The 24,259-nt window shown below is 72.5% G+C and carries 24 protein-coding genes and 1 pseudogene; 11 read left to right on the top strand and 14 right to left on the bottom strand.

All coding sequences use genetic code 11. The features are described from left to right. Positions 1-30 precede the first annotated feature (30 nt). Positions 31-1,023 carry a selenide, water dikinase SelD gene (gene selD / locus SJY07_RS23665; RefSeq protein ID WP_380161769.1) on the top strand — a complete coding sequence of 331 codons (993 nt, stop codon included), beginning with the start codon at positions 31-33 and terminating at the stop codon, positions 1,021-1,023. On the opposite strand, the gene SJY07_RS23660 is transcribed toward selD, so the two are convergent. The 4 genes and pseudogenes from SJY07_RS23660 to fdh form a co-directional block, all read right to left on the bottom strand. Further along, positions 1,024-1,839, bottom strand: coding sequence for a formate/nitrite transporter family protein (locus tag SJY07_RS23660; RefSeq protein ID WP_380161768.1), 816 nt, complete (start codon positions 1,837-1,839; stop codon positions 1,024-1,026). An 18-nt stretch (positions 1,840-1,857) separates the two neighbouring features. Next, positions 1,858-2,859, bottom strand: a complete 1,002-nt coding sequence (gene nrfD / locus SJY07_RS23655; RefSeq protein ID WP_380162502.1) for an NrfD/PsrC family molybdoenzyme membrane anchor subunit — start codon at positions 2,857-2,859, stop codon at positions 1,858-1,860. Between the two features lie 95 nt (positions 2,860-2,954). Next, complete coding sequence (locus SJY07_RS23650) at positions 2,955-4,076, bottom strand: 4Fe-4S dicluster domain-containing protein (RefSeq protein ID WP_380161767.1); 1,122 nt, start codon at positions 4,074-4,076, stop codon at positions 2,955-2,957. Positions 4,077-4,264: 188 nt separating this feature from the next. Then, positions 4,265-7,501 (bottom strand): annotated as a pseudogene (gene fdh, locus SJY07_RS23645) (formate dehydrogenase); the annotation flags it as partial. Between the two features lie 65 nt (positions 7,502-7,566). Here fdh and SJY07_RS23640 point away from each other — a divergent pair. The 4 genes from SJY07_RS23640 to SJY07_RS23625 are packed head-to-tail and all read left to right on the top strand — an operon-like array spanning position 7,567 to position 11,678. Continuing rightward, positions 7,567-8,409 (top strand): aldo/keto reductase, encoded by an 843-nt coding sequence (locus SJY07_RS23640; RefSeq protein WP_380161766.1) that lies wholly within the window; start codon positions 7,567-7,569, stop codon positions 8,407-8,409. An 18-nt stretch (positions 8,410-8,427) separates the two neighbouring features. Continuing rightward, the gene (locus tag SJY07_RS23635; protein ID WP_380161765.1) at positions 8,428-9,483 is read left to right on the top strand and encodes a permease; all 1,056 of its coding nucleotides are present in this window, start codon (positions 8,428-8,430) and stop codon (positions 9,481-9,483) included. A 36-nt stretch (positions 9,484-9,519) separates the two neighbouring features. Further along, the gene (locus SJY07_RS23630) at positions 9,520-10,764 is read left to right on the top strand and encodes a CaiB/BaiF CoA transferase family protein (RefSeq protein WP_380161764.1); all 1,245 of its coding nucleotides are present in this window, start codon (positions 9,520-9,522) and stop codon (positions 10,762-10,764) included. Then, complete coding sequence (locus SJY07_RS23625; RefSeq protein ID WP_380161763.1) at positions 10,761-11,678, top strand: hydroxymethylglutaryl-CoA lyase; 918 nt, start codon at positions 10,761-10,763, stop codon at positions 11,676-11,678. The genes SJY07_RS23630 and SJY07_RS23625 overlap by 4 nt, the downstream gene beginning before the upstream one ends. On the opposite strand, the gene SJY07_RS23620 is transcribed toward SJY07_RS23625, so the two are convergent. After that, entirely contained in the window at positions 11,662-12,060 is a 399-nt protein-coding gene (locus SJY07_RS23620; RefSeq protein WP_328291777.1) for a hypothetical protein, read from the bottom strand. The two genes, SJY07_RS23625 and SJY07_RS23620, sit on opposite strands and share 17 nt — an antisense overlap. Positions 12,061-12,299: 239 nt before the next feature. On the opposite strand from SJY07_RS23620, the gene SJY07_RS23615 reads away from it, so the two are divergent. After that, complete coding sequence (locus tag SJY07_RS23615) at positions 12,300-13,733, top strand: HNH endonuclease signature motif containing protein (protein ID WP_380161762.1); 1,434 nt, start codon at positions 12,300-12,302, stop codon at positions 13,731-13,733. Between the two features lie 74 nt (positions 13,734-13,807). Here SJY07_RS23615 and SJY07_RS23610 read toward each other — a convergent pair whose 3' ends face one another. From SJY07_RS23610 to SJY07_RS23585, 6 genes are read right to left on the bottom strand one after another with little or no spacing between them, the layout of a single operon-like run. Beyond that, positions 13,808-14,551 (bottom strand): SAM-dependent methyltransferase, encoded by a 744-nt coding sequence (locus tag SJY07_RS23610; RefSeq protein ID WP_380161761.1) that lies wholly within the window; start codon positions 14,549-14,551, stop codon positions 13,808-13,810. Continuing rightward, complete coding sequence (locus tag SJY07_RS23605; protein ID WP_380161760.1) at positions 14,548-15,438, bottom strand: glycosyltransferase family 4 protein; 891 nt, start codon at positions 15,436-15,438, stop codon at positions 14,548-14,550. The genes SJY07_RS23610 and SJY07_RS23605 overlap by 4 nt, the downstream gene beginning before the upstream one ends. A gap of 7 nt (positions 15,439-15,445) precedes the next feature. Continuing rightward, positions 15,446-15,820 (bottom strand): 6-pyruvoyl tetrahydropterin synthase family protein, encoded by a 375-nt coding sequence (locus SJY07_RS23600; protein WP_380161759.1) that lies wholly within the window; start codon positions 15,818-15,820, stop codon positions 15,446-15,448. Between the two features lie 13 nt (positions 15,821-15,833). Next, positions 15,834-16,811: a zinc-binding alcohol dehydrogenase gene (locus SJY07_RS23595; protein ID WP_380161758.1), complete on the bottom strand. Its 978-nt coding sequence runs from the start codon at positions 16,809-16,811 to the stop codon at positions 15,834-15,836. Continuing rightward, positions 16,808-17,971, bottom strand: a complete 1,164-nt coding sequence (locus tag SJY07_RS23590) for an alpha/beta fold hydrolase (protein WP_380161757.1) — start codon at positions 17,969-17,971, stop codon at positions 16,808-16,810. Before SJY07_RS23590 ends, SJY07_RS23595 begins: the two co-directional genes overlap by 4 nt. Then, positions 17,968-18,285, bottom strand: coding sequence for a hypothetical protein (locus tag SJY07_RS23585; protein ID WP_380162500.1), 318 nt, complete (start codon positions 18,283-18,285; stop codon positions 17,968-17,970). The genes SJY07_RS23590 and SJY07_RS23585 overlap by 4 nt, the downstream gene beginning before the upstream one ends. An 82-nt stretch (positions 18,286-18,367) precedes the next feature. Here SJY07_RS23585 and SJY07_RS23580 point away from each other — a divergent pair, with 82 nt between their 5' ends. From SJY07_RS23580 to SJY07_RS23570, 3 genes are read left to right on the top strand one after another with little or no spacing between them, the layout of a single operon-like run. Next, positions 18,368-18,877, top strand: a complete 510-nt coding sequence (locus SJY07_RS23580) for a hypothetical protein (protein ID WP_380161756.1) — start codon at positions 18,368-18,370, stop codon at positions 18,875-18,877. A gap of 36 nt (positions 18,878-18,913) precedes the next feature. Then, positions 18,914-19,351, top strand: a complete 438-nt coding sequence (gene msrB / locus SJY07_RS23575) for a peptide-methionine (R)-S-oxide reductase MsrB (RefSeq protein WP_328291786.1) — start codon at positions 18,914-18,916, stop codon at positions 19,349-19,351. 14 nt (positions 19,352-19,365) lie between these two features. After that, complete coding sequence (locus tag SJY07_RS23570) at positions 19,366-19,659, top strand: hypothetical protein (protein ID WP_380161755.1); 294 nt, start codon at positions 19,366-19,368, stop codon at positions 19,657-19,659. Positions 19,660-19,679: 20 nt separating this feature from the next. Here the strand turns inward: SJY07_RS23570 and hemQ are convergent, their stop codons facing one another. The 3 genes from hemQ to hemE are packed head-to-tail and all read right to left on the bottom strand — an operon-like array spanning position 19,680 to position 22,824. Beyond that, positions 19,680-20,387 (bottom strand): hydrogen peroxide-dependent heme synthase, encoded by a 708-nt coding sequence (gene hemQ, locus SJY07_RS23565; protein ID WP_380161754.1) that lies wholly within the window; start codon positions 20,385-20,387, stop codon positions 19,680-19,682. A 14-nt stretch (positions 20,388-20,401) separates the two neighbouring features. Beyond that, positions 20,402-21,784 (bottom strand): protoporphyrinogen oxidase, encoded by a 1,383-nt coding sequence (gene hemG, locus SJY07_RS23560; RefSeq protein ID WP_380161753.1) that lies wholly within the window; start codon positions 21,782-21,784, stop codon positions 20,402-20,404. Further along, positions 21,772-22,824 (bottom strand): uroporphyrinogen decarboxylase, encoded by a 1,053-nt coding sequence (gene hemE / locus SJY07_RS23555; RefSeq protein WP_328291790.1) that lies wholly within the window; start codon positions 22,822-22,824, stop codon positions 21,772-21,774. Before hemE ends, hemG begins: the two co-directional genes overlap by 13 nt. 63 nt (positions 22,825-22,887) lie before the next feature. Between hemE and SJY07_RS23550 the strand changes: the two genes are divergently transcribed. Both SJY07_RS23550 and SJY07_RS23545 read left to right on the top strand, forming a co-directional pair. Next, entirely contained in the window at positions 22,888-23,472 is a 585-nt protein-coding gene (locus SJY07_RS23550; protein WP_328291791.1) for a DUF3000 domain-containing protein, read from the top strand. A gap of 138 nt (positions 23,473-23,610) precedes the next feature. After that, the gene (locus tag SJY07_RS23545) at positions 23,611-24,213 is read left to right on the top strand and encodes a response regulator transcription factor (RefSeq protein WP_328291792.1); all 603 of its coding nucleotides are present in this window, start codon (positions 23,611-23,613) and stop codon (positions 24,211-24,213) included. Positions 24,214-24,259: the final 46 nt, after the last annotated feature.

Genomic DNA, 24,259 nt, shown 5'->3' with positions numbered 1-24,259 from the left:
GCGAGCACACCCTGTCATACCGTGGGCCGCGTGACGACGACGGACGCGGCGGTTCGGCTCACCCAGTACGCCCACGGCGGGGGGTGCGCGTGCAAGATCCCGCCCGGCGAGCTGGAACGGATGGTCGAGGGCCTCACCGGGCCCGCGACCGGTGACCTCCTCGTGGGGGTCGGCGACGACGCGGCCGTCGTGCGCATCGCGGGTGGGCAGGCGGTCATCGCGACCGCCGACTTCTTCACCCCCGTCGTCGACGACGCCTACACCTTCGGCCGGATCGCGGCGACGAACGCGCTGTCCGACGTCTACGCGATGGGCGGGACACCGCTGGTCGGGGTCAACCTCCTCGGCTGGCCCCGCGACGTCCTGCCGCCCGAACTGGCCCGGGAAGTCCTGCGCGGCGGGGCCGACGTGGCCGCGGCCGCCGGCTGCCACCTCGGCGGCGGCCACAGCATCGACAACCCCGAGCCCCTCTACGGGATGAGCGTCACCGGCCTCGGCGACCCCGAGCGGCTCCTCCGGGGCGACGCGGCCGTGGCCGGTCTCCCCCTCACCCTGACGAAACCCCTCGGCCTCGGGGTGCTGAACAACCGCCACAAGGCGACCGGCGAGGTCTTCGAGGAGGCGGTCGCGGTGATGACGACGCTGAACGCGGACGCGTCCCGGGCGGCGCTCGCCACCGGCGCCCGCTGCGCGACCGACATCACCGGTTTCGGCCTGCTGGGCCACCTGCACGAGGTCGCGCGCGCCAGCGGGGTCACCGCCGTCGTCGACGCCGCCGCCGTGCCCTACGTCGACGGGGCCCGCCGGTCGTTGGCCGACGGCTTCGTGCCCGGCGGCAGCCGCCGCAACCTCGACTGGGTCCGCCCGTTCCTCTCGGCCGAGGGTTTCGACGAGGAGGAGCTCATCCTGCTCGCCGACGCCCAGACCTCCGGAGGTCTGCTGGTGGCCGGTGAGGTGCCCGGCTACCCGGTGGTCGGTGAACTGGTCCCCGCCCGGGCGGGGACCACGCTCGTGGTCCGCTGATCAGCGCGGTGCGCTCGTGGGAACGTCGTCCTTGCCCTTGAGGTAGAGGAACCAGTAGGCGGCGCCGACGAACACACCTCCGCCGATGGCGTTGCCCAGTCCCGCGAAGATCCAGTTCCGGACGATGCTGCCCCACCCGATGCCGGGAACCCCGGCCCAGTGGGCCGCGGGGAGGAAGAACATGTTCGCGACGACGTGGTCGAAGCCGAGCGCCACGAACGCGGTGATGGGGAAGAAGATGGCCAGGACCTTGCCGGCGACGTCCTCGGCGGCCATGGCCATCCACACCCCGAGGCAGACCAGCCAGTTGCAGCCGATGGCCCGCAGGAAGATCGTGAGGTCGTCCTCGGTGACGGCCTTGCCGGTCGCGATGGCGGCGAGCCGGGTGAAGGACGCCGTCCCCTCGGCGCCGATGACCCCCGTCTGCACGGCCAGCACATAGGCCACGAAGAGGGACCCGAGGAGGTTGGCGAAGAGCACGACGCCCCAGTTCAACCCGAGCCGCCCGAGGCTGACGCGGCGGCTGAGCAGGGCGATCGGGACCAGGGCCATGTTGCCGGTGAGCAGTTCGGAACCGGCGACGACCACGAGGATGAGCCCGAGGCTGAACACCGCCCCCGTGAGCAGGGTCGTCACCCCGCCCCAGATCTTCGGGTCGAGGCCGGCGGTCACGTCCACGGCCAGCAACCCCGCGAAGGCGATGTAGGCCCCCGCGAGGAAACCGCCCACGAGCATCTTCGAGACGGGGAGGTGAGCTTTCTTCTCGCCGCTGGCGACCGCCGCGACGGCGATCTGGTCGGGTGTCTTGAACGCCATGCGAAGCTCCTCGAGGTTTCAGGAGGCGCGCTGACGTGCCTCCAGGCGTTCCCGCTGGGGAACGACGACGTACTTGGGGTCCTTGGTCGAGGCGACGCCCGCCTCGAACACGGCCATGCGGGTCAGGAACGAACCGGCGAGCAGGCTCGCGCCCGCGGCGGCGGACACGATCCGGGACCGGCGACCGAGCACCGCGCCGACTGCTCCAGCGGCGGTCAGGATGCGGGCGGCCCGGAGGAACTTCCCGGGCCGGCCCAGGTGGAACGGTTCGCTGACGAGCCCGTGAGCGGTCTCCATCCGGTGCGCGGCAGCGAGTTCCACGGTGGCACCGATCACCGCGACGCGCGCGGCAGGACCGGACTGGCTCAGCGGGGCGAGCAGCAGTCCCGCCCCGGCACCCGCGCCGAGGGCACTGCCACCGAAGACGAAGGGGAGTTCGCGGAACGGTTCGTGCCAGCTCGGCACGGCGGTGTCGGCGAAGAGCACCGCCGTGTAGGTGGCCAGCAACGGGGCGGTGAGGGCCGCCCCGACCCCGAGGACGTGACCTGCGGGCGGGGCGAGCCTGCGTGCCAGGCCGAGGACGCCGCGTGGGGGCAGGAGCGGGGCCGCCTCGAAGACGGCGGCGGCTCCGGCCAGCGGGCCGTAGGCGGTGAGGATCCACGTCCCCACCGACATCGGCGACGTCGGCTTGGCGACCCGCAGCATGTTGTAGAAGCGCTCGGGACGACCGAGGTCGGAGATGAGGAAGTAGGCACTGGCCCCGACGGCGCCGAGGGCGGTGAACCGGTAGGCGCGTCGGGCCGCGAGGTCGCCCCGTGCGGTGGCCACCGCACCCAGCATCGAACTGCTCGCCGCGAGACCCCCCGCGAACAGGTAGTAGGCGATCTCGTGGGTCCACACCGGGGGTTTGAGCACCGCGCGGCCGTAGTAGGAGCGGAACTCCGCGTCGGGGACGACGGCGTTGACGTCACCGCGCCGACCCTTGCGCTTCTCCCGCTTTCCCATCTCGGCCCCGAACATGCGCGCCGCCTGACCGCCGATGGGGTCGGTACCGGGCACGTGCTCGAACCCCGGCTGACCCGGTTGGTGCGGCGTCTCCTGCGACGGTTTCGGGTTCACCCGCGCCGCCCCACCGAGGCGGCGAGGACACCGAGCACCATGAACCCCGCGGCCGCAGCCATGTGCTTGTACATGGAGGGCAGGTCGCGGGTGGTGACGACCGGGTCCGGCGGCAGGCCGTAGACCTCGGGTTCGTCGAGGAGGAGGAAGAACGCGCCGTCCCCGCCCACCCCGTCCTCGGCGTTCTCGCCGTACAACCGGGCCTCGGTCACCCCGACGTCGTGCAGTTGCTGACGACGACGCTCGGCGCGTTCCCGGAGTTCGTCGAGGTCACCGAACTGGATCGACTCCGTGGGACAGGCCTGCGCGCAGGCGGGCGTCTGGTCCTCACCGAGGCGGTCGTAGCACAGCGTGCACTTCCAGGCCCGGCCGTCGCTCTCCCGCTTGTCGATGACGCCGTAGGGGCAGGCCGAGACGCAGTAGCCGCACCCGTTGCAGACGTCCTCCTGGACGACGACGGTCCCGAACTCCGTGCGGAACAGCGCGCCCGTGGGGCAGACGTCCAGGCACGCGGCGTGCGTGCAGTGCTTGCAGACGTTGGACATCATCAGCCACCGGACGTCCTGGCGGCCGTCCCGGTCCGGCAGCGGCGCGGGCGCCAGCATCCCCGGCATCCCCAGGAACTGACCCGTGCTCTTCTCGGCCGGAGCCGCGGGTGCAGCGTTCGTCGGCGCAGCGGAGGACCCGCAGGAACCTCCGCAGCCGCCACCACCTCCGCCGTGGGAGGAGTTCTGGTAGGCCCGGTCCGCGAGCGGCTGACCCCCGGGGACCCCGGTCCCCAGCCGCGCCGCCTCGGCGAAGGCGTCGAACCCGGCGGCCACGGTCTCCTGCTGCAGCGCGTCGACGACCGGTCGGGACTGCTCGATGAACGCCACCGCCCGCCAGGAGTCCGCGCCGAGCCCGCCGGTGTTGTCGTAGGACATGCCGAGGAGGTCGAGGCCGTCCTCGGGGACGGCGTTCCACTCCTTGCACGCCACTTCGCACGCCTTGCAGCCGATGCAGACCGAGGTGTCGGTGAAGAACCCCTTCCGCGGCGGCGGCGCCTCGTGGCCGGCGTCGCGCGCCGGGTCGTCCAGGCGGCCGTACAGGCTGCCGGCGAGATCGTCCAGGGCGGTCATCGGTCCTCGTTCCCGGGGTCGAGCCCCTCGGCGGGGTCTGGATCGAGCACCCTCGGCTCGCTGCCGTCGTGGCGCACGCTCAACACCCGTTCCACTTCCCGGTCGTCGTGCCCGACGCCGACGTTGTCAGCACCCGTCTGGGCCAGGTCGGCGACACCCCGTCCGCCGCGGGCGATGAGGTCGGAGGTCCGCGCCACCGAACCCGACGCCATCGTCACCCCGCCCCGGACGCGGTAGGTGTCGATGAGGTCGAGCACCGCCGGACCCCGCGGACGGCGACCCGGGACGACGTCGCAGGTGCCGGCCTTGAACTCCTGGATGTGCACGTTCGGGTCCAGGGTGAGGTGCATCAGGTCGTTCACGACGTCTCCCGTCGTCAGGCCACCCTGGCCCCAGTGGTAGGGCAACCAGATCTGGTGCACGAGCTGGTTCTGCACCTTCAGCGGGGTCAGCCGGTCGGTCACCAGGACACGGGCCTCGACGACCGCGCGGGCGGTGACGACGTGGGCCCAGCCGAGGTGCTCCAACCCGCGCAGGCGGGCCAGTTCCGGGGAGACCTCCATGAACAGCGCCGGCTGCAGCTCCGCGAGGTAGGGGAGGTAGCGGCTCATGCCGCCGGCGGTGTGGTGCTCGGTGAGGCGGGAGGTGATCCAGACGAACGGGAACACCTGACTGCCCAGTTCCGGCGGCGAGGGGTGCACCTCGTTGAGGTGGTTGGTGTAGATCTCCCGCGCGGGGTTCGCCTGCTGGGTGTAGACGGCGTTGCGGAAGGGCGACTCGGCCGGTTCGTAGTGCGCCGGCAACGGGCCGTCGACGACGCCCTTGGGCGCGTAGAGCCAGGCCTTGCCGTCGCTCTGCATGATGAACGGGTCGTCACCGGCGATGGCCTCCACCCCGGTCGCCCCCTGGGGGGGACGGTAGGACGGCGGTTTCGTCGCCTCGAAGTCGGGGACGTCGTCCCCGACCCAGCGCCCGGCGTCCGCGTCCCACCACACCAGGGCCTTGCGCTCGCTCCACGGCTTCCCGTCCGGGTCGGCGGAGGCGCGGTTGTAGAGGACGCGACGGTTCATCGGCCAGGCCCAGCCCCACTCGGGGGCGTGCAGCGACTGCTCGCGTCCGGGCTTGCGGCGGGCGGCCTGGTTGACGTCGTCGGCGTAGACCCCGGAGTAGATCCAGCACCCGCTGGACGTCGACCCGTCCGCCTTCAGCGCCGTGTAGCCGGGGAGCAGGCCGTCCGGCCCGTACCCGTTGATCTCCTTCAGCACGTCCGCGGAACTGGGTTCCTGTTCCTCCCCGTGGGTGGGGTAGTCCCACGCGACGTTCAGGAGCAGCTGGTCGCGGGGGTCGGTGGAGTTCGCGAGCTTCTCCCGCATCCGGCGGCCCAGGTGGTAGAAGAACCAGAGTTCGCTCGTCGCGTCGCCCGGTGGGTTGACCGCCTTCTCCCGCCACTGCAGCAGCCGCTGCGTCTGGGTGAAGGTGCCCTCCTTCTCCACGTGCGAGGCCGCGGGGAGGAAGAACACCTCGGTGCGGCACTGCTCGGTGACGATCTCCCCGGTCTCGACCTCGGGCGCGTCCTTCCAGAACGTCGCGCTCTCGATCATGACCAGGTCGCGCACGACCATCCAGTCGAGGTTCGCCATCCCCAGGCGCTGGGCCCGACCGTTGGCGGAGCCGACGGCGGGGTTCTGCCCGAGCAGGAAGTACCCGAAGATCTTCCCGCCCTCGATCATGTCCATGACCTGGCTGTAGGTGCCGTGGTCGCCGGAGATGCGGGGCAGCTCGTCGAAGAGGTAGTCGTTCTCGGCCGTCGCCGCGTCACCGAAGTACGCCTTCAGCAGGCTGACGGTGTAGGCGTCGGCGTTGGCCCAGAAACCCTTCTGGTTGTCGCCCTTGATGGCGTCGACGTACTCCGCCAGGCTCGGGTGCCGTTCGGCGTGCGGCATCTGCAGGTAGCCGGGCAGCAGGTTGTAGAGCGTGGGGATGTCCGTGGACCCCTGGATCGACGCGTGGCCCCGCAGCGCCATGACGCCACCGCCGGGGCGGCCCATGTTCCCCAGCAGCAGCTGCAGGATCGCGCCGGCCCGGATGTACTGCACGCCCGTCCCGCGCTGGGTCCAGCCGACGCTGTAGACCAGCACGCCCGTCTTCTCCCGGCCCGAGTTCGAGATCCACGCCTCGGCGAGCTCCTCGAAGAGGTCGGTGGGGATGCCGCAGACGTCGGCCACCATCTCCGGGGTGTAGCGCGCGAAGTGCCGCTTCATGACCTGCCACACGCAACGCGGGTCCTGCAACGTCGGGTCGCGCTGGATGCTCTCGTGGTCCACGGCCGCGCCGCCGGCGCCCAGGGAGTGCCCCGACTCGCTGTCCTGCGACTCGGCGGTCTCCTCCTGCTCGTCCCCGTGCTCCTCCGCTCCCGCGTACTGCCAGGACTTGGTGTCGTAGGAGCGGGTCTCGGGGTCGAACCCGGAGAACAGCCCGTCGAGCTCCTCGGTGTCCTGGAAGTCCTCGCTGACCAGGTGCGAGGCGTTGGTGTAGGCCAGGACGTACTCGCGGAAGTCGCGCTCCTGCACCAGGACGCGATTGATGATCGCCCCGAGCAGGACGATGTCGGTGCCCGAGCGGATGGGCAGGTAGGTGTCCGCGAGCGCGCTCGTGCGCGTGAAGCGGGGGTCGATGTGGAACACCTTGGCCCCGCGCGCCTTGGCCTCCATCACCCACTGGAACCCGACCGGGTGGCACTCGGCCATGTTCGAGCCCTGGATGACGATGACGTCGGCGTTGCTCAGATCCTGCAGGTCACCGGTGGCTCCACCGCGACCGAACGAGGCACCCAGACCGGGCACCGTGGCGGAGTGTCAAATGCGAGCCTGGTTCTCGACCTGGATCGCACCCATGGCCGTGAACAACTTCTTGATGAGGTAGTTCTCCTCGTTGTCCAGCGTGGCACCACCGAGGCTGGCGATCCCCATCGTCCGGTTCAGCCGGCGGCCCTGCTCGTCACGGTCCTGCCAGCCGCGGCGACGGGCGTCGATCACCCGGTCGGTGATCATGTCCATGGCGGTGTCGAGGTCGAGGTCGGACCACTCGCTCGCGTAGGGCGCGCGGTAGCGGATCCTCGTCTGGCGGGAGTCGCCGTTCACGAGCTGCTCGCTGGCCGAGCCCTTGGGGCAGAGGCGACCGCGCGAGTGGGGGCTGTCGGGGTCGCCCTCGATCTGGACGACCTTCTCGTCCTTCACGTAGACGCGCTGACCGCAGCCGACGGCGCAGTAGGGGCAAACGGACTTGGCGACCCGGTCGGCCGTGACCGTCCGGGGGGTCAGTGACTTCGAGCGGTTCGACTGCGACGCCGCACCGCGCCCCAACGGGTCGTCACCGGTCAGCTGGCGGTAGACCGGCCAGCCCTCGAGGAACGTCTTGATGCCCACGAACGGGAGGTTACGCCCGCGATCTCGAGATGCGCACCCCGACGCGTCGTACCAGCGTGTCCGCCATGTCCGTACCCACCATCATGCTCAACGACGGCCGCGAGATCCCCCAGCTCGGGTTCGGCGTCTTCCAGATCGACCCGACCGAGACCGCGCAGGCCGTCAAGACCGCGCTCGACCTCGGCTACCGCCACCTCGACACCGCGCAGATGTACGGCAACGAGGCCGAGACCCTCCAGGGCGTGCTCGACTCCGGCGTACCCCGCGACGAGGTGTGGATCACCAGCAAGCTGAACAACGGCTTCCACGAACCCGACGAGGCGCGCCAGGCCATCGACGACTCCGTCGCCAAGCTCGGCGGACCGATCGACCTCTACCTCATCCACTGGCCGCTGCCCACGCTCTACGGCGGCGACTTCGTCTCCACGTGGAAGGTGCTCGAGGAGGCCCGGGCCGACGGCCGGCTGAAGTCGATCGGCGTCTCGAACTTCCAGGTCAACCACCTGCAGCGCCTCGCCCAGGAGACCACCGTCGTCCCGGCGGTGAACCAGATCGAGGTGCACCCCTACTTCGGCAACGAAGCGGTGCGCCGCTACTGCGGTGAGCACCAGATCGGGGTCGAGGCGTGGTCGCCCATCGCCCAGGGCAAGGTCCTGGACGACCCGACCATCACCGACGTCGCCCGGCGCCTCGGGAAGTCCCCGGCCCAGGTCGTGCTGCGCTGGCACATCGAGCGCGGCGACATCGTCTTCCCCAAGTCGGTGACGCCGTCGCGGATGGAGGAGAACTTCTCGCTGTTCGACTTCGAGCTGGCCGAGGAGGACCTCGCCCTGATCTCCGCCCTGGACCAGGGCGACGCCGGCCGCACCGGTGGCCACCCCGACACCATGGACTACGTCCCCAGCTGACCCCGTGGAGGGATCTCGATGACCGTCCAGTCGTCCCCGCCGGTGCTCCGGCGCGTGGCCCTGCCGGGGTTCCTGGCGTTCCTCGGGCTGACGGCCGTCCTGCTCCTCTGGGCGAAGTGGTCCCCGTACACGGCGAGGACGGAGGAACTGCTCGGTACCCGTGACTGGAGCGGTTCCTCCGTCCTGGCCGGGGCCGGCATCGAACCCGGCACCGGCCCGAGCCTCCGCGCGGGCTGGGAGTTCACCGAGGTCTACGCCCTCGCCGTGTGGAAGGCCGTCGTGGCCGGGCTCGTCGTCGCGGCGGGGGTGCAGACGCTCGTGCCCCGGAGGTGGCTGCTCTCGCTGCTGCAGCGCCGGCGGGACACCTCCAGCGCCGTCGTCGGCGGGTTGCTGGCGACGCCGTCGATGATGTGCTCCTGCTGCACCGCCCCGGTGGCGAACTCCCTGCGGCGCAGCGGGGTACCGACCGCAGGCGTGGTGGCGTACTGGCTGGGCAACCCGCTGCTGAACCCGGCGGTCCTGGTGTTCCTCGCTCTGGTCGCGCCCTGGCAGTGGGTGGTGACCCGGCTGGTCGTCGGCCTGCTGGTCGTGACCGGGGGCTCCGTCCTGGTGGCCCGCCTCGCCGGGGAACGCGTCGCGGCGCAGGCCGGCGAGGCCGTCACCGAGCACGACGGTGGGCCCCGGCGCTTCCTGCCCGTCCTGGCGCGGATGGCTCTCGTCCTCGTCCCGGAGTACCTCCTCGTCGTCTTCGCCGTGGGCACCTTCGCCGGCTGGCTCTTCCCGCTCGGGGAGTCCGCCCGCTCGTGGGGGGTGTTGCCCGTCCTGCTCGCCGTCGTGCTCGGCACCCTGCTCGTCATCCCCACCGCGGGCGAGGTGCCCATCACCCAGGGCCTGGCCGCGGCGGGTCTCGGACCCGCGGTCGTCGGCGCGCTGCTGATCACCCTCCCCGCGATCAGCCTCCCCTCGGCCGTCATGGTCCTGGGGGTGCTGCGGCGCCGCGTCGTCCTCTGGACCGCGGCGACGGTCGCTGCCGGCGGTCTCCTGGGGGCCGGGCTCCTCTCCCTCACCACCTGAGCGCTCGACGGCGGGCGCATCAGGCAGGATCGAGCCGTGCCGACCGACGACGACCGTCCCCTGCCGCTCTCGGGCCTGCGGGTCCTGGAGCTCGGCAACTACATCGCCGCCCCCACGGCGGGGAGGTTGCTGGCCGACTTCGGGGCCGAGGTCGTCAAGGTCGAGCGCCCCCGCACCGGTGACGAACTGCGGAACTGGCGCCTCTACGCCGGGGACACGTCGATGCTCTACCGGACGGTGAACCGCGGGAAGAAGTCGATCGTCGTCGACCTGCGGACCCCCGAGGGCCGCGACGTCGTCCGTGAACTGGTCCGCGCCTCCGACGCGCTGATCGAGAACTTCCGGCCGGGGACCCTGGACCGGTGGGGGCTCTCGGCGGCGGACCTGCACGCGGAGAACTCCGACCTCGTCGTGGCCAGGATCTCTGCCTTCGGGCAGACCGGTCCGATGGCGGCCCGCCCGGGATTCGCGGCCGTCGCCGAGGCGTTCGGCGGACTCCGCGCGCTGGTCGGCGAGGCCGACCGCCCGCCGTCGCGCACCGGGGTCTCCATCGGGGACTCCATCGCCGGTCTCTACGCCGCCTTCGGGGTCGTCATGTCGCTGCTGCAACGGGACCGGCGCTCCGCCGCGGGCGCACCACCGCTCGGTCCGGTGGACCAGCACGTCGACGTCGCCCTCAACGAGGCCGTCCTGTCGATGATGGAGTCCCTCGTGCCCGACCACTCCGCCTACGGGGTGACGCGGCAGCGGGTCGGCGGGCGCATGGAGGGGATCGCGCCGACGAACGCCTACGAGTGCCTCGACGGCAGCGTCGTGATCGCCGGGAACGGCGACTCGATCTTCACCCGGTTCATGACCGCCATCGCCCGTCCCGACCTCGCCGACGACGCGGACCTGGGGAGCAACGCGGCCCGGTGGCAGCGTCGGGACGAGCTCGACGAGGCCATCACGGCGTGGACCTCGACCCGCACCCGGGCGGTGGTCCTCGACGTCCTCGACGTCGCCGGCGTCCCGGCCGGCCCCATCTACGAGGCCGCCGACATCCGCGCCGATCCGCAGTACCGCGTCCGGGGCATGGTGCAGGAACTCCGCGTGGACGCCGGACGGGGTCCGCAGCCGGTGGACTTCCCGGGGATCGTGCCGCTGCTCGGGGCCACGTCCTTGCCGGTGCGCAGCGTCGGCCCCGACCTCGGCGAACACACCGTCGAGGTCCTGACGGGCGTCCTGGGGTGGTCCGCGGAGCGTGCGCAGCAGTTCGCGGCGACGGGGGAACTCTCGTGAGCACGGTGGAACTGCGTGACGTGACGTTGCGGGACGGCCTGCAACTGGTCGGCCGTGCACCGAGCACCGCGCGCAAGGTGGAGATCGTCCGGGCCCTGCTCGCCCTGGGGGTCCCGAGCCTGGAGATCGGCTCGATGGCGCGCGGCGACCTCGTCCCCACGCTGGCCGACACCCTCGAGGTCGTCGACGCCCTGACCCCGGAGGAGTTGCGGCGGTGCTGGGTGTGGGTCGCCACCCCGGGTCACGTGCGTCGCGCGGCCGAACGCGGCGTCGTGAACTTCCAGTACTGCCTCTCGGTGTCGGACGCCCACAACCGCGCGAACCTCGGACGCAGCACCGAGCAGAGCCTGGACACCGTGCCGGACGGGATCGCAGCCGCCGGGAGCGGGCGGATCCAGTTGTGCCTGGCCACGAGCTTCACCTGCCCGTTCGACGGTCCCGTCGACCCCGACGAGGTCATCCGCATCGCCAACGACCCGCGGACCGCCGGCACCCAGGACATCGTCGTCTGCGACACCCTGGGTCAGGCGACCCCGGCGGAGGTCGGCTCGCTGATCTCCCGGGTGCGGACCGAGACCCCGGAGCGGCGGATCGGTTTCCACGGCCACGACACCTGGGGCCAGGGGGTCGCGAACGCGCACGCGGCCGTCGCAGCCGGCGCCGGTTTCGTCGACGCCACCCTGGGGGGCCTCGGCGGCTGCCCGTTCGCGCCCGGGGCGAGCGGCAACACGGCCACCGAGGACCTCGTGTTCGGTCTGCGGCCGGACTGGCTCACCCCGCAGACGTTCGCGGAACTCGTGCAGTTGTCCGAGTCGGTCCTGGCCGAGCTCGGCGAACCCGGCGCCTCGAAGTCGGCGCAGGGTGCGCGCTCGACCGCCGGAGCCTTCCCGTGGACGCTCAGCCCCAGGCCGTAGCGGGCACGAAGGGCGTCCGGTGCCAGCGGACCTCCTCGACGGTGGCACCCCGGCGCGGCCCGCCGTGGGCGACGACCCGGGCGTCCACGAGGCTCCGGTCGGAACCCAGCAGGACGACGGCCAACGCGGCCGCCTGGCCAGGGCAGGCGAAACTCCCCCACCGCGAGGCGACCTGACCGGACTCGTCGACGAGTTCCACGTCGCACGCCTCCCCCGCCCCCGGGCTGTCCAGGTGCGCCCGCACGTCCCGCACGGAGTCGACGTGCACCGGCAGGACCATCACCAGTCCACTGCCGTCCCGCACGTACAGGCGGGGGTGCGAGGTGGTCGTGTCCTCGAGAACCACGTCGAGGGGCCCGCGTCCGATGCGCTGCTTCGCCATCATCGTCCTCCTGGAAGCTGGTGCGCCCGCGACGTCGCAGGCGCAGTCACGACGATGGCACCGGGGGCCGGGGACTTCCCGTGCAGAACCTGACAAGTCCCTGATCGTCCTGGCTCGGCAGGAGGGGTTCCTGACGGTTCACCGAACCCGTACCGACACACCCTGCAGTGCACCCACATCCACTGCACTGCAGGCAATACGAACTTGTTCGAACCGCTCGAACACGGTAGACTCAGGACATGACAGCGGCACTCGCGGAGCGAACGGAAGAGACCCCCACCGGGGTCGCCTTCGGCCTCCCCGGCAAGTACCGCCGCTTCGCCGACGCCGCCCACGCCCTCTTCTACCTCGGCGTCGCCGAAGCCGTCACCATGGTCCACGACTCCCCCCACCCCGACCTCGACCAACTCCAAGACCGCGGGGTCACCATCACCGGAACCGGGTTCGACCGCTGGGAGGCCGCCGTCGACCTCGTCGCCGAGGAGTACTCCCGCGACGAAGGCATGGACGTCGACCGCGCCCGCGCCACCATCCACAACGCCTGGCGCCGAGGCCACGACCACGCCACCCTCTGGCAAGCCGTCGCCGACGCAACCGTCACCCGCTACCAGGCCCGCACCATCGAAGACCACGCCGAACGCCTCAGCGCCCGCACCGCCACCCTCACCGAAGAGATCGACCCCGACGGTCGCGTCATCGACACCACCGCCGAGGAGGGCGAGAAGCTCCTGAAGGGCGAGGAGTACGTCACCGCTCTGCAGGACTACCTCACCGACGCCGTCCACCACGCCCAAGCAGGACTGACCGGACGGAAGCTCAGCATCAAGTGCTCCCGGAAAGTCCGGGCTCTCACCCCTGGCTACGAATCCGTCGTCCTGGAGAAGAACGACGACCCCCGCGGACTGGGACACACCCCCTGCGAGGACGGTCTCCACAGCCACCTCGGATTCGTCGCACCCACCGCCTTCGCCCTGCGACTGGTCGCCCACACCAACGCCGCCGCCGATCAGGCCGCCGACGCGGCCAAGAAGGCCGGCCTCCTCGACACCCGCTCCCACGGGCAGCGCGTCCGCGACGTCATCATCGACATGCTCACCGACGCCATGAACCGCGCCGTCCCCGCCCTCTCGGATCCCAGCGCACCTGCCACCGCTGATTCACCCGCAGTGATCGGGCGTACCCACCGGCCGGCGACGTCCGTCCAGGTCCACGTCCGCATCGACGCCACCACCCTTCTCCGCCTCGACGACGACGAAGCCACCATCGACGGCCTCGGATCGGTCCCCGCCCACGTCGCCCGCGAACTCGCCACCACCACCGGCGCGATGTGGCGCAAGGTCATCGAATCCCCCGGCACCCGAGACGTCATCGACATCGGCGCCAAGGCCTACGCCATCACCGACACCATGCGCCGCTTCATCACCGCACGCGACGAGTACTGCACCGCGCCCGGCTGCCACGTCCCCGCCGTCAACTGCGACCTCGACCACGCCATCCCCTGGCCGGAAGGCCAGACCACCGCGAACAACCTCCGCGCGTACTGCCGAGGCCACCACCGCTTCAAGACCCAGTACGTCTTCGAAGCCACCAAGGCCCACCACGCCAGGATCAACGCAAGGCTCGGGAAGCCGGGAGAACTCTGGCCCGGGCTTCCAGACGAACCACCGTTCTGACCCCCACCACGAGTCACCCCCGCAGCCGGCAGGCTGCGGGGGCGCAGAGTTGCGTGCCCTGGCTGCGACGTCCCTCAGGGCAGGACGAGGAGATCCTCGTGCGGCACCACGGCGGAGGTCACGGCCGGCGCCTCGATCCCGGCGGCACCGAACCACCCCCGCGCCCACTCCTGCAGCAGCGGCGAATCCGCCAGCCGCCAGGGGGTCGGTTCCCGCTCGACGGTCCACCCCCGGGCGGCGAAACCTGCCACGCAGAACTCGACCGCGTCGGGGCCGAGACCGTGCGAGCGCTGGTCTGCGTCGAAACCGGCGGCAGCCTCGGGGGCGGGGGGTTCCGTGGTGGCCCCGCCGGTGACGGTCAGCACGAACAGGACCGCGGGGCGGGGTGCGAGGGCGGACAACCCGTCGAGGAGGGTGTCGGCCACCGCCGCGGACAGCACGTCCAGCAGGGCGGAACCCACGACCAGGTCGGCACCGGTGAGCACCGACCGCAGCGCGTCCGGGTCGCCGAGGTCCGCCCGCGCCGTCCGCACGGACGTCGCGGCGGGGACGGGGGTCGCGAGCGCCCGCTGCAGGAGTTCCTCGTCGTGGTCGACGAGGAGCCAGTGCTGTTCGGCGTCCACCCCGAGTTCCGCCAGCCGCGGGGCGAGGTGGCGCAGGGTGGAGCCCGAACCCGCACCGAGGTCGACGATGCGCAGGGCTGGGCGGTCGGCGAGCGCCGGGACGAGCAGTTCCTCCAGGCGGGCGGACCGGGTCGCGTGGTCGAGAGGTTCCCGCAGGGCCAGCCAGTCCGGGTCGAAGTTCTCCAGGTCGCTCACAGGACACCTTCCACGATCCGTGCGGTCTCGTCCCAGGTCGGGAGCGAGCGGGTTCGTGCCGCTGAGCGCAGCCGGTACCGCAGCGACGCATCGGAAGCCCACTGCTGCAGGGTCTCCGCGACGTCCGCGGGCCGCCGGGGCACGACGATCCCGGCGTCTCCCACGAGTTCGGGGAGTTCCCCGGCGTCGGCGACCAGCGACGGCACCCCGCGCCGGAGACCTTCGGCGACGGCCATCCCGTAGGGTTCCGCGCTCGAGAGCAGGACGTGCAGGTCGGCCCGGTCCCACTCCGCCTGCAGGGCGTCGCCGCGCAGCGGGCCGAGCAGGGTCGTTCCGGGGAGGGAGAAGTCCTCGACCACGGTTCCGGCGCAGCGCAGCGACCAGGGTGGGCCGAGGGCCGCGACGGCCTCGGCGACCACCCGCTGCCCCTTGCGCTCGCCCACGGTCCCGACGCAGAGGAGCCGGTGCGCGCCGAGGGCCGCGGACGTCGGTGCGGGCGAGGTTCCCGGTTCGGCGACGACCGCGTACACTCCCGCGACCTCCAGGGCCCGGGCGTGGGAACTGCGGCTGGTCACCACGACGGCGTCGACCAGGCGCAGGGCGCGGACCTCCTCGCCCAGGTGGGAACCCGCGGGTCGATCGTCGGCACGCAGCAGGTGGAGGAGCAGGACCAGCCGCAGCCGCCGCGCGTGCGCGGCGAGGACGTCGGGCTGCTCCGTGGCGACCAGCCCGTCCAGCAGCGCCGTGGACCCGTCGGGGAGACCGGCCAGGGAGGCGTGCAGGTCCCCGACGACCACGTGCTCCAGGGTCCCGCGCGCCAGGAGTTCACGGTCGTAGCGGTTCCCGCCGGTCGGCGCCGAGAGGTCGGGCGCGAGCAGGAACCTCATGACGACATCAGAGGGTTCGCTCGTAGGAACCCCACGCGACGTCGGACTCGCGCAGCAGTACCTCGATGCTGTCCAGACCCGTCCCGAGCCGGTCCGCGAGCCGGTCGGCGACCCAGGCGCAGAGGAACTCCGTCGTCGTGTTCTTGCCCGCGAACTCCGCGACGTCGTCGAGGTTGCGGTACTCCACCGACGCGAGGACCGATCGCAGGGCCCCCGCGGCGATCCCGATGTCCACCACGAGGCCGTCGGCGTCGAGGACGGCCCGTCGGAACGTCGCCTCCACGACGAACGTCGCCCCGTGCAACCGCTGGGCCGGGCCGAACACCGCCCCGGTGAAGCTGTGGGCGATCATCATCCGGTCGCGGACGGTCAACGAGTACACGGTCAGGGGCTCCTCAGTAGCGGAAACGGTGGCAGAGGGCGTCGCCGCCGGGGGCGGCGAGGGCGGGCAGCACGGTGGCGGCCTCGTCGAAAGGGGTCTCGCCGTCCAGCAGCACGTCGAACCGGTCGTCCGTCAGCAGGTCGAGGGCCAGCGCGAGCCGGCGACGCGTCGTCCAGCGCGGCGCGCGGGCGGGGGGTACCCGACCGACCTGGCTGGCCCGGATCGTCAGTCGCCGGGAGTGGAAACCCTCCCCCAGCCCGACCTCGACGGAGCGGTCTCCGTACCAGCTGAGTTCGGCCAGCAGCCCCTCCGAGCCGAGCAGGCCGAGACCGGTGGTCAGGCCCGCCCCGGTCCCGCTGGTGTGCAGGACGACGTCGCGTTCCCGGCGGGCGTCGTCGGGGGCGACGAGGCGGAAACCCAGGTCGTCGGCGGTGCGTGAGCGGTCGGTGCGGACGTCGACGGCTTCGACGTCGGTGCCCGGAACCCGGGCCGCGAGCGCCGCGACGAGCAGGCCGAGGACGCCCGCACCGACGACGCTGACCCGGTCACCGATGCCGACGCCGGCGTCCCACACGCCGTTCACGGCGGTCTCCAGCATCCCCGCGAGGACGGCCCGGCCGGTGGGGACGCCCGCGGGGACGGGCAGGACGGCCGAGGCCGGGACGACGTAGCGGTCCTGGTGGGGGTGCAGGCAGAACACGCTGCGCCCCAGCAGGTCCTGCGCGCGGGACCCGGCGTGCACGACGGTCCCGACCGAGAGGTAGCCGTACTTCACGGGGTAGGGGAACTCCCCGGCCTGGAACGGCGCGCGCATGACGTCGTGCTGGCTCTCGGGGACCCCGCCCGCGAGCACGAGGGCCTCGGTCCCGCGGCTGACGGCCGAGAACTCGGCGCGGACCTCGACGTCGGCGACACCGAGGACGGGCAGGAGCTCGTCGCGCAGTTCCGCCCGGCCCGGACCGGTGACCCACAACGCGCGGGCGACGCTCACGGGACCTCCTCCAGCTTCGCGGTGACGAAGTCCCGCACGGCGCTCTCCCAGCGCGGGGGGTCGACGTTCCACTCCTTGGTGTGGCGGGCGGTGGAACTCGCGACGTAGGTGATGAGGTCGGGCCGCGCCGCCGCCAGGCGTTCCGAGGGGCCGTGGGGCACGTAGTCGTCGGCGTCGGAGTGCAGCAGCAGCACGGGTAGCACGAGTTCCTCGGCGCGACGCACCCAGTCCATGGCGCGGAGGTCGACCGGTCCCCGGACCCCCACGAGCCGCCGACCGACGGGATGCGCGAGCAGGCGCAACCCGTAGCGCCCCAACCGGACCGGGATCCCCCGTTGCCGCGCCTGGTTGTCCAGCACGTCGTACCAGTCGACCACCGGCCCGTCGAGGACGAGCGCGCAGACCTTCTCGGCCAACGGCGAGCGGGCGACGAACTGCAGCAGGATCGCCCCGCCCATCGACCAGCCCACGACGAGCAGACGCCGGGCGCCGGAGTCGATCGCGTGCTGTGCCACCGCCTCCACGTCGTTCCACTCGGTGTCGCCGAGGCCGTAGAGGCCCGGTTTCGCGGCCGGGGCGTCGGCGTCGTTGCGGTAGCTGGGGACCAGGCACGGGATGCCCAGTTCGTGCAGGACGGGGAGGGCCCGCAACGCCTCTTCGCGGGTGGCGCCGCGGCCGTGGACGAGGACCGCCCAGACGTCGCTCTCGCCCCGCGAGGCGGTGGGGACGAACCAGCACGGCAGGTCCCCGACCTCGCCGGGGACGACGAGGTCCTCGTGGGCGAGACCGAGGGCCGTGCTCGGGTCGCCCGAGTAGTAGTACTGGTTCCAGCGCGCCGACCCGGGCCGTGGGACCCCCCTGTCCACGCCGAGCAGTTCCCGCGTCACCCGGCCGTCGGTCACGTCGAGGACGTCACCCACGCGGAAGTGCCCCCGGCCGCCGTCGGTCCAGACGCCGTAGCGGCCCGGGACGACGGTGTCGACGGTCTGCTCGAGGACGACCCGGTGGGGTCCGACCTGCAGGACCTCGACGTCGTCGGGTTTGTGCGGGCGCGGGGTGACCACGGCGCGGGCGAAGGACACCGCGACGCCCGTCAGCCCGGCACCGACCGCGGTGACGGTGAGCGCCGCCGCGAGCGGGACGAGGCGGGAGGCCTTCACCGTCCTGCCCGCCAGGCGGCACGGATCAGGGGGACCTGCAGGGGCAACCGGGCGATCGTGACCGCGCGGGCGCGGGGGGACCTCGCGTCGAGGGCCATCGTGACGTTGGCGGGCCAGACCGCGACCAGGAAGGCCGCAGCGACCGTGCCGCTCGCGCGGCGGGTCCGCGGGAGCGCCAACCCGGCCGCCAGTCCGAGCTCGACGACGCCGGAGGCGAGGGTCCAGGTGCGGGCGCTGCCCGGCAGCGCACGTGGGACGATCTCGTCGAAGTGCGCCGCACGGACGAAGTGGGCGAGGCCCGCGACGCCGAACATCGTCGCGACGGGGACCCACCTGCGGGACGGGACGGCGCTGATCACACCGGCGATCCTGCCCGACGTCCCCTAGGGTCACCGCGTGGACCCCAACACCTGGACCGTCGTCGTCTTGACCGAGGAGGCGTTCGGTGACGTCGACGCCCGCAACGTCGCCGAGCTGCACGCGGACGCCCGCGCCGCCGGGGACGACGTGCGCCACGTCGTCCTCGTCCCCGCCGACACCCAGCGGAGCCTGCTGGCGGGCTTCCTCGACCACCTGAGCCTCGGTGAGCTGAAGGAGGCGTTCGCGGAGGTCCGCGAGGGCCGCCACCCCGACGGGGCCCGGGCGGACGCCGAGACGGCCCTGGCGGCCACGCTGGCCGCGTTGCGCTCGCTGGGGCTGACCGCGGAGGGCCGCACGACGGACGACGACCCGCTGCCCGCGGTCCGGGACGCGCTCTCGGACGGCCCCGACGCCCGCGAGCTCGTCGTGGTGACCCGTCCGCACGCGGTGGAGGACACCCTGCACACCGACTGGGCCTCGAGGGCGCGCGACGAGTTCGGGGTCCCGGTCCTGCACGTCTACGCGGGCACGACCAGACTCGGGTGACGGAACACCGCCGAGCACGGGGAGGTTGAACGGGACATGACTGCGCACACGCCCGACACCACGAGCAAGACCTACAACGTCACCAAGTCCGACGCTGAGTGGCGCGCGGAACTCGACCCGCAGGCCTACCACGTGCTGCGCCAGGCCGGTACGGAGCGGCCCTTCACGGGTGAGTACGAGGACACGACGACCGAGGGCGTCTACGCGTGCCGCGCCTGCGGGTCGGAGTTGTTCACCAGCAACGAGAAGTTCGCCTCGCACTGCGGCTGGCCGTCCTTCTTCGACCCCAAGGACTCCACCGCGGTGGAACTCCTCGTCGACGACACCCTCGGCATGCGCCGCACCGAGGTGCGCTGCGCGAACTGCGGTTCGCACCTCGGTCACGTCTTCGAGGGCGAGGGCTACCCGACCCCGACCGACCAGCGCTACTGCATCAACTCCATCAGCCTCAGCCTGCGTCCCGCGCAGGCCTGAGGCAGGCTGACCCCATGAGCGACGAGATCCCGGAACTGGACCCCGACCTGCAGGCGGCGGACTCCTCGTTGGACCAGGAGACGGAGCGAGACCAGGCCGACGACCTGTCCAGCGACACCCTCGAGGCCGACGACCAGGACGACACCTGGGAGCCCGACCAGCACCTGTCGAACGCGACGGCGGAACTCATCGTGGACGGTGACCGCAACGAGGAGACCCTCGACGAGCGGTTGGCCCAGGAGGTCCCGGACGTCGACGCCGTCCGTGGTGGCGACGCCGACTCCGACCGGGACTACCGCCAGGTCTGACTCTCCTGCAGGCGGACTCGTCAGGGCAGGGCGTTGACGAGTTCGCCGAGGGCGACCTTCGGGCCGGTGAAGAACGGCAGTTCCTCCCGCACGTGGCGACGGGCCTCGGTGGCGCGCAGGTCGCGCATGAGGTCGACGATGCGGTACAGCTCGTCGGCCTCGAAGGCGAGGATCCACTCGTAGTCGCCGAGGGCGAACGCGGAGACGGTGTTCGCGCGGACGTCCTCGTAGCTGCGGGCCGCGAGACCGTGGTCGCGCAGCATCGTGCGCCGCTCGCCCTCGGGCAGCAGGTACCACTCGTAGGACCGCACGAACGGGTACACGCAGACGTAGTCGCGGGCCTGGTCGCCGGACATGAACGCGGGCACGTGGCCACGGTTGAACTCCGCCGGCCGGTGCAGGCCCACGACGGACCAGACGGGTGCGAGGTGGCGCCCCAGGCGGGTGCGGCGCAGGCGGCGGTAGGCCTCCTGGACGATCTCGACCGTCGGGCCGTACCACCAGAACATGAGGTCGGCGTCGGCGCGCAGACCCGCGACGTCGTAGAGCCCGCGGACGACCAGGCCCTTGCCGGTGAGCTCGTCGAGCAGGTCCTGGACCTCCTGGGTCAGGGTTGCACGCTCGGCGTCCCCGAGGGGCGTCTCGACGGCGAAGACCGACCACATCGTGTAGGCGATGGTGTCGTTGATCGTGTCGGCGTTGGGTGCTGCTGTGTGCTGCTCGGTCATGCCCGCATCCTCCCTCAGACCATCTGCAGCTGCGCACGCACCTCGGCGGCGGCACGGGTGGCCGCACCGATGCAGGCGGGCACGCCCACGCCGTCCAGGACGGAACCGCAGAGGGCGAGGCGCCCGACGCCCGTGAGCGCCGAGCGCACCGCCGCGACGCGGTCCACGTGGCCGACGGCGTACTGCGGCAGCCCGTCGTACCAGCGGACGACGTCGTGGTCGAGCGGGTGCAGTTCCCGGCCCAGCAACCGGGAGGCGTCGGCGACCGCCCAGCGGACGACGTCGTCGTCCTCGGCCTCCAGGGCCTCGGTCTCCCCCGCACGTCCCGAGGAGACCCGCAGGACCGCGACGTCGCCGCTCTGGTCCCCGACCCAGCCCCACTTGTTGCCCGACAGCGTCAAGGCCTTGGCGCGCAGCCCTTCCAGCGCCCCGACGGCGGGCGGGACGAGGACGCCGGACCCGGTCAGCCCGGCCAGTTCGACGGCGGGGACCGCGAGCGCCGTGATGACCATGCTCGCGGTCTCGACGTCACCCAGCAGGGCGGCGGCCGCGGGGACCGGTCCCGCGAGCAACCGGGCGGCGGCGGGCGCGGGGACGGCGAGGACGACGGCGTCGGCGGGGGTCGCGTCGACGAGCCAGCCGTCGGGGGTGCGTTCGAGGCGGTGCACGGGGGTGGAGGTGGCGATCGTGACGCCGCGCTCGGCCAGCTTCGTGGCCAGGGTGCGCGGGAGGGTGGCGAGGCCGCCGAGCAGGCCGGCGAAGACGGGGGCCGGGTTCGCGACCGGGGGTTCGGCGATGGCCTCCAGCAGGGATCCGCCGCGGACGGCGTGCTGCCAGAGCGCGGGGACGGTGGCCTGCAGGGACAGCTTCGAGGCGTGGCCGGCGTAGACCCCACCGAGCAGCGGTTCGACGAGGCGGTCGACGACGGCCCGACCGACCCTCGCGGCGACGTAGTCGGCGACGGCGACGTCGTGATCCAGCGGCGGGGCGGGCAGTCCCGGTTCGGCCCGGACCCGCTCGACGTCGGCGGGGTCGAGGAAACCCTCGACCGTGGCGGCGGAGCGGGGGACGCCCATCAGGGTGCCGGCGGGCAGCGGGTCGAGGTGGCCGGGCGAGCGCAGGCTCGCGCGGGTGGTGGCGGGGTGGACGAGTTCCCCGCCCAGACCCACGTCGTGGATCAGGGCGACGCCCTCGGGACGTCGCGCGAGCATCGACTCGGCCCCGACGTCGACGGTGACGCCACCGATCTCGCTGCCCTGCAGCACGCCTCCGACGACCGGCGCGGCCTCGCGGACCTCGATCGTGAACTCGTCGTGGCGGCTGAGTTCCCAGGCCGCGGTGAGACCGGAGATCCCGGCCCCCACGACGACGACGTGCGGACGGGTCAGTTCCGCCACGCGTGGACCTCCTCGACGACCCGGGCGAGGACGGCCGGGTCGGCGGTCGGCGGGACGCCGTGGCCGAGGTTGACGATGTGCCCGGCGCCGGCCCGTTCGCCCTCCGCCAGGATGCGGTGCAGGTCGGCGCGCAGCACCTCCCAGGGGGCGAAGAGCAGGGCCGGGTCGAGGTTGCCCTGGACGGCGACGGGACGACCGGCTCCGGCGGCGCCGCGGGCGGCCCCGACGTCGAGGGGGAGGCGGAAGTCGATGCCGAGGACGTCGACGCCACCGTCGATCGCGGCCATGGCGCCCAGGAGTTCCCCGGTGCCGGTGCCGAAGTGGGTGCGCGGGACCCCGAGGTCGCCCACGGCGGCCAGCGCGGTCGCGGAGTGCGGGGCGACGAGCCGTTCGTAGTCGGTCAGCGGGAGCGCCCCGACCCAGGAGTCGAAGAGCTGGACGCCGGAGGCGCCGGCGAGGACCTGGGCGCGTAGGAACGTCCCCGCGATCTGGGCGAGGCGGGCGGCGAGGTCGTGCCACAGCTCCGGGTCGGCGTGCATCAAGGCCTTGGTGCGCAACAGGTCCCGGGACGGACCACCCTCGACGAGGTAGCTGGCGAGGGTGAACGGGGCGCCGGCGAACCCGACGAGGGGCGTGTCGCCGAGCCCGGCGACGGTCAGCCCCACGGCGTCGGTGACGTGCTGCAGGGCGTCGAGGGAGAGTTCCGGGATCCGGTCGAGGTCGGCACGGGTGCGGAAGGGCTGCGCGATCACGGGTCCGGTGCCGGGGACGATCTCGACGTCGACACCGGCGGCCTCGAGCGGCACGACGATGTCGGAGTAGAAGACGGCGGCGTCCACGTCGTAGCGGCGGACCGGCTGCAGGGTGATCTCGGCGACGAGTTCGGGGATGCGGCAGGACTCCAGCATCGTCGTCCCGGCACGGGCCTCGCGGTACTCCGGCAGCGAGCGACCGGCCTGGCGCATGAACCAGACGGGCGTGCGGTGCGGGGTGGTGCCCCCGCGGGCGGCGTGGAGGTAGGGCGAGTTCTCGAGCGGCACGCGCTGATGGTCCCACGGCGTGGCTGACGCCCCCGCGGGGTCGGGGTGCCTAGGCTCCGTGCCGTGAGTGCGCACCGGACCCCGGGAGCGCCCGGTGCTCCGCCGGCCTTCGAGGCCGCGGTGGCCGCGGTGCGCGCCGTCCGCCTGCGCTCGGAGCTGGTGCTGACGGAGGTCCCCGCCCCGGCGCGCATCGCGCCCTACGCCCTGGCCGTGGCCGGTGACGTCGTCCTGGACGGTGACGAACTCGCGACCGGACGTTTCATCCTGTTGCACGACCCGACCCGGCCGGCGGAGTGGGACGGCGACTTCCGCGTCGTGACCTACGTCCGCGCGGACCTGGAGTCGGAGCTCGGTGAGGACCCGATGCTGGGGCAGGTCGGGTGGTCCTGGCTGGAGGACGGTCTGGCCTCGGCCGGCGCCCAGGCCACCAGCGTGGGCGGCACGGTGACGCGGGTGCTGTCGGAGGGCTACGGCGCTCTGGCCGAACGGCCCGCGTCCGTGGACGTGGAACTGCGGGCGTCGTGGACGCCGACGGACCCGACGGACATCGCGGCGCACCTGCACGCGTGGGAGGTCCTGGTGTGCACGGTGGCGGGTCTGCCGCCGCTGCCCGAGGGCGTCGTGTCCCTCGGTGGCCGCACGCACTGAGACACGGGCACTGAGACGCACGCACTGAGACACGCGTCACCAAGTGTTCAAGGAACCCCCCGGATGGGCCGATCACCTTCTCGAATGATGGAGGCGTTCCGCAGTGGGCGGGCGCCGATCGCCTGCAGGAGGACGACGGTGACGGCACTCGTCGAACGCCCCGGGATGGCTGTACCTTCCCGGCTCGGCCGCTTCGCGGCTCTGGTCGCTGTGGCGGATCCCGCCGTCCGCGAGTCCGTGACCCGCACGCTGCGGATGCTCGGCGCCGTGAACGTCGAGCACGCCACGAGCGTCGCCCAGGCCCGCGCGATGGCCCGCACCGGCCCGCGCGCCCTGTTCATCGCCGACGCGGGACTGCCCGACGGCTCCGGCGCCCAGCTCGTCTCCGAGCTGCGCGCCGCCGGGTGGAACCGCTGCGTCGTGCTCTCCAGCAACGCCGACCCGTTCGCGGTCCGCGGTGCGGTCGCCGCCGGCGTCCGCTGCTACCTCGTGACGACCCGCCCCGAAGGGGTGGGCTTCGAGGGACGCACCGGGGAGAACGGCGTCGACAGCCTCTCCGAGCGTGAGGTCGAGGTGCTCCAGCACGTCGCCGACGGCCGGTCCAACAAGGACACCGGCGCCCTGCTCGGCCTGTCCGCGCTGACGGTGAAGAGCCACCTGGCCCGCATCGCCCGCAAGCTCGGCACGGGCGACCGCGCCGAGATGGTCGCGATCACCCTGCGGGCCGGCGTCATCCAGTGACGCGCCTGGAGGGGGGCTGAGCACCCCTCCTCGTCACGCCGCCCGC

The sequence above is a fragment of the Kineococcus sp. R86509 genome (genome assembly GCF_042466365.1).
Classification (GTDB): Bacteria; Actinomycetota; Actinomycetes; order Actinomycetales; family Kineococcaceae; genus Kineococcus.
The sequence above is the reverse complement of the archived record's forward strand: the minus strand, read 5'-3'. Positions and strand labels throughout refer to the sequence as shown.

Excerpts from the sequence above, each read along its gene's own strand:
- SJY07_RS23660 (WP_380161768.1), bottom strand. The coding sequence starts at position 1,839 with ATGGCGTTCAAGACACCCGACCAGATCGCCGTCGCGGCGGTCGCCAGC.
- nrfD (WP_380162502.1), bottom strand. The coding sequence starts at position 2,859 with ATGTTCGGGGCCGAGATGGGAAAGCGGGAGAAGCGCAAGGGTCGGCGC.
- SJY07_RS23650 (WP_380161767.1), bottom strand. The coding sequence starts at position 4,076 with ATGACCGCCCTGGACGATCTCGCCGGCAGCCTGTACGGCCGCCTGGAC.
- SJY07_RS23640 (WP_380161766.1), top strand. The coding sequence starts at position 7,567 with ATGTCCGTACCCACCATCATGCTCAACGACGGCCGCGAGATCCCCCAG.
- SJY07_RS23635 (WP_380161765.1), top strand. The coding sequence starts at position 8,428 with ATGACCGTCCAGTCGTCCCCGCCGGTGCTCCGGCGCGTGGCCCTGCCG.
- SJY07_RS23620 (WP_328291777.1), bottom strand. The coding sequence starts at position 12,060 with ATGGCGAAGCAGCGCATCGGACGCGGGCCCCTCGACGTGGTTCTCGAG.
- SJY07_RS23615 (WP_380161762.1), top strand. The coding sequence starts at position 12,300 with ATGACAGCGGCACTCGCGGAGCGAACGGAAGAGACCCCCACCGGGGTC.
- SJY07_RS23605 (WP_380161760.1), bottom strand. The coding sequence starts at position 15,438 with ATGAGGTTCCTGCTCGCGCCCGACCTCTCGGCGCCGACCGGCGGGAAC.
- SJY07_RS23585 (WP_380162500.1), bottom strand. The coding sequence starts at position 18,285 with ATGTTCGGCGTCGCGGGCCTCGCCCACTTCGTCCGTGCGGCGCACTTC.
- msrB (WP_328291786.1), top strand. The coding sequence starts at position 18,914 with ATGACTGCGCACACGCCCGACACCACGAGCAAGACCTACAACGTCACC.
- SJY07_RS23570 (WP_380161755.1), top strand. The coding sequence starts at position 19,366 with ATGAGCGACGAGATCCCGGAACTGGACCCCGACCTGCAGGCGGCGGAC.
- hemQ (WP_380161754.1), bottom strand. The coding sequence starts at position 20,387 with ATGACCGAGCAGCACACAGCAGCACCCAACGCCGACACGATCAACGAC.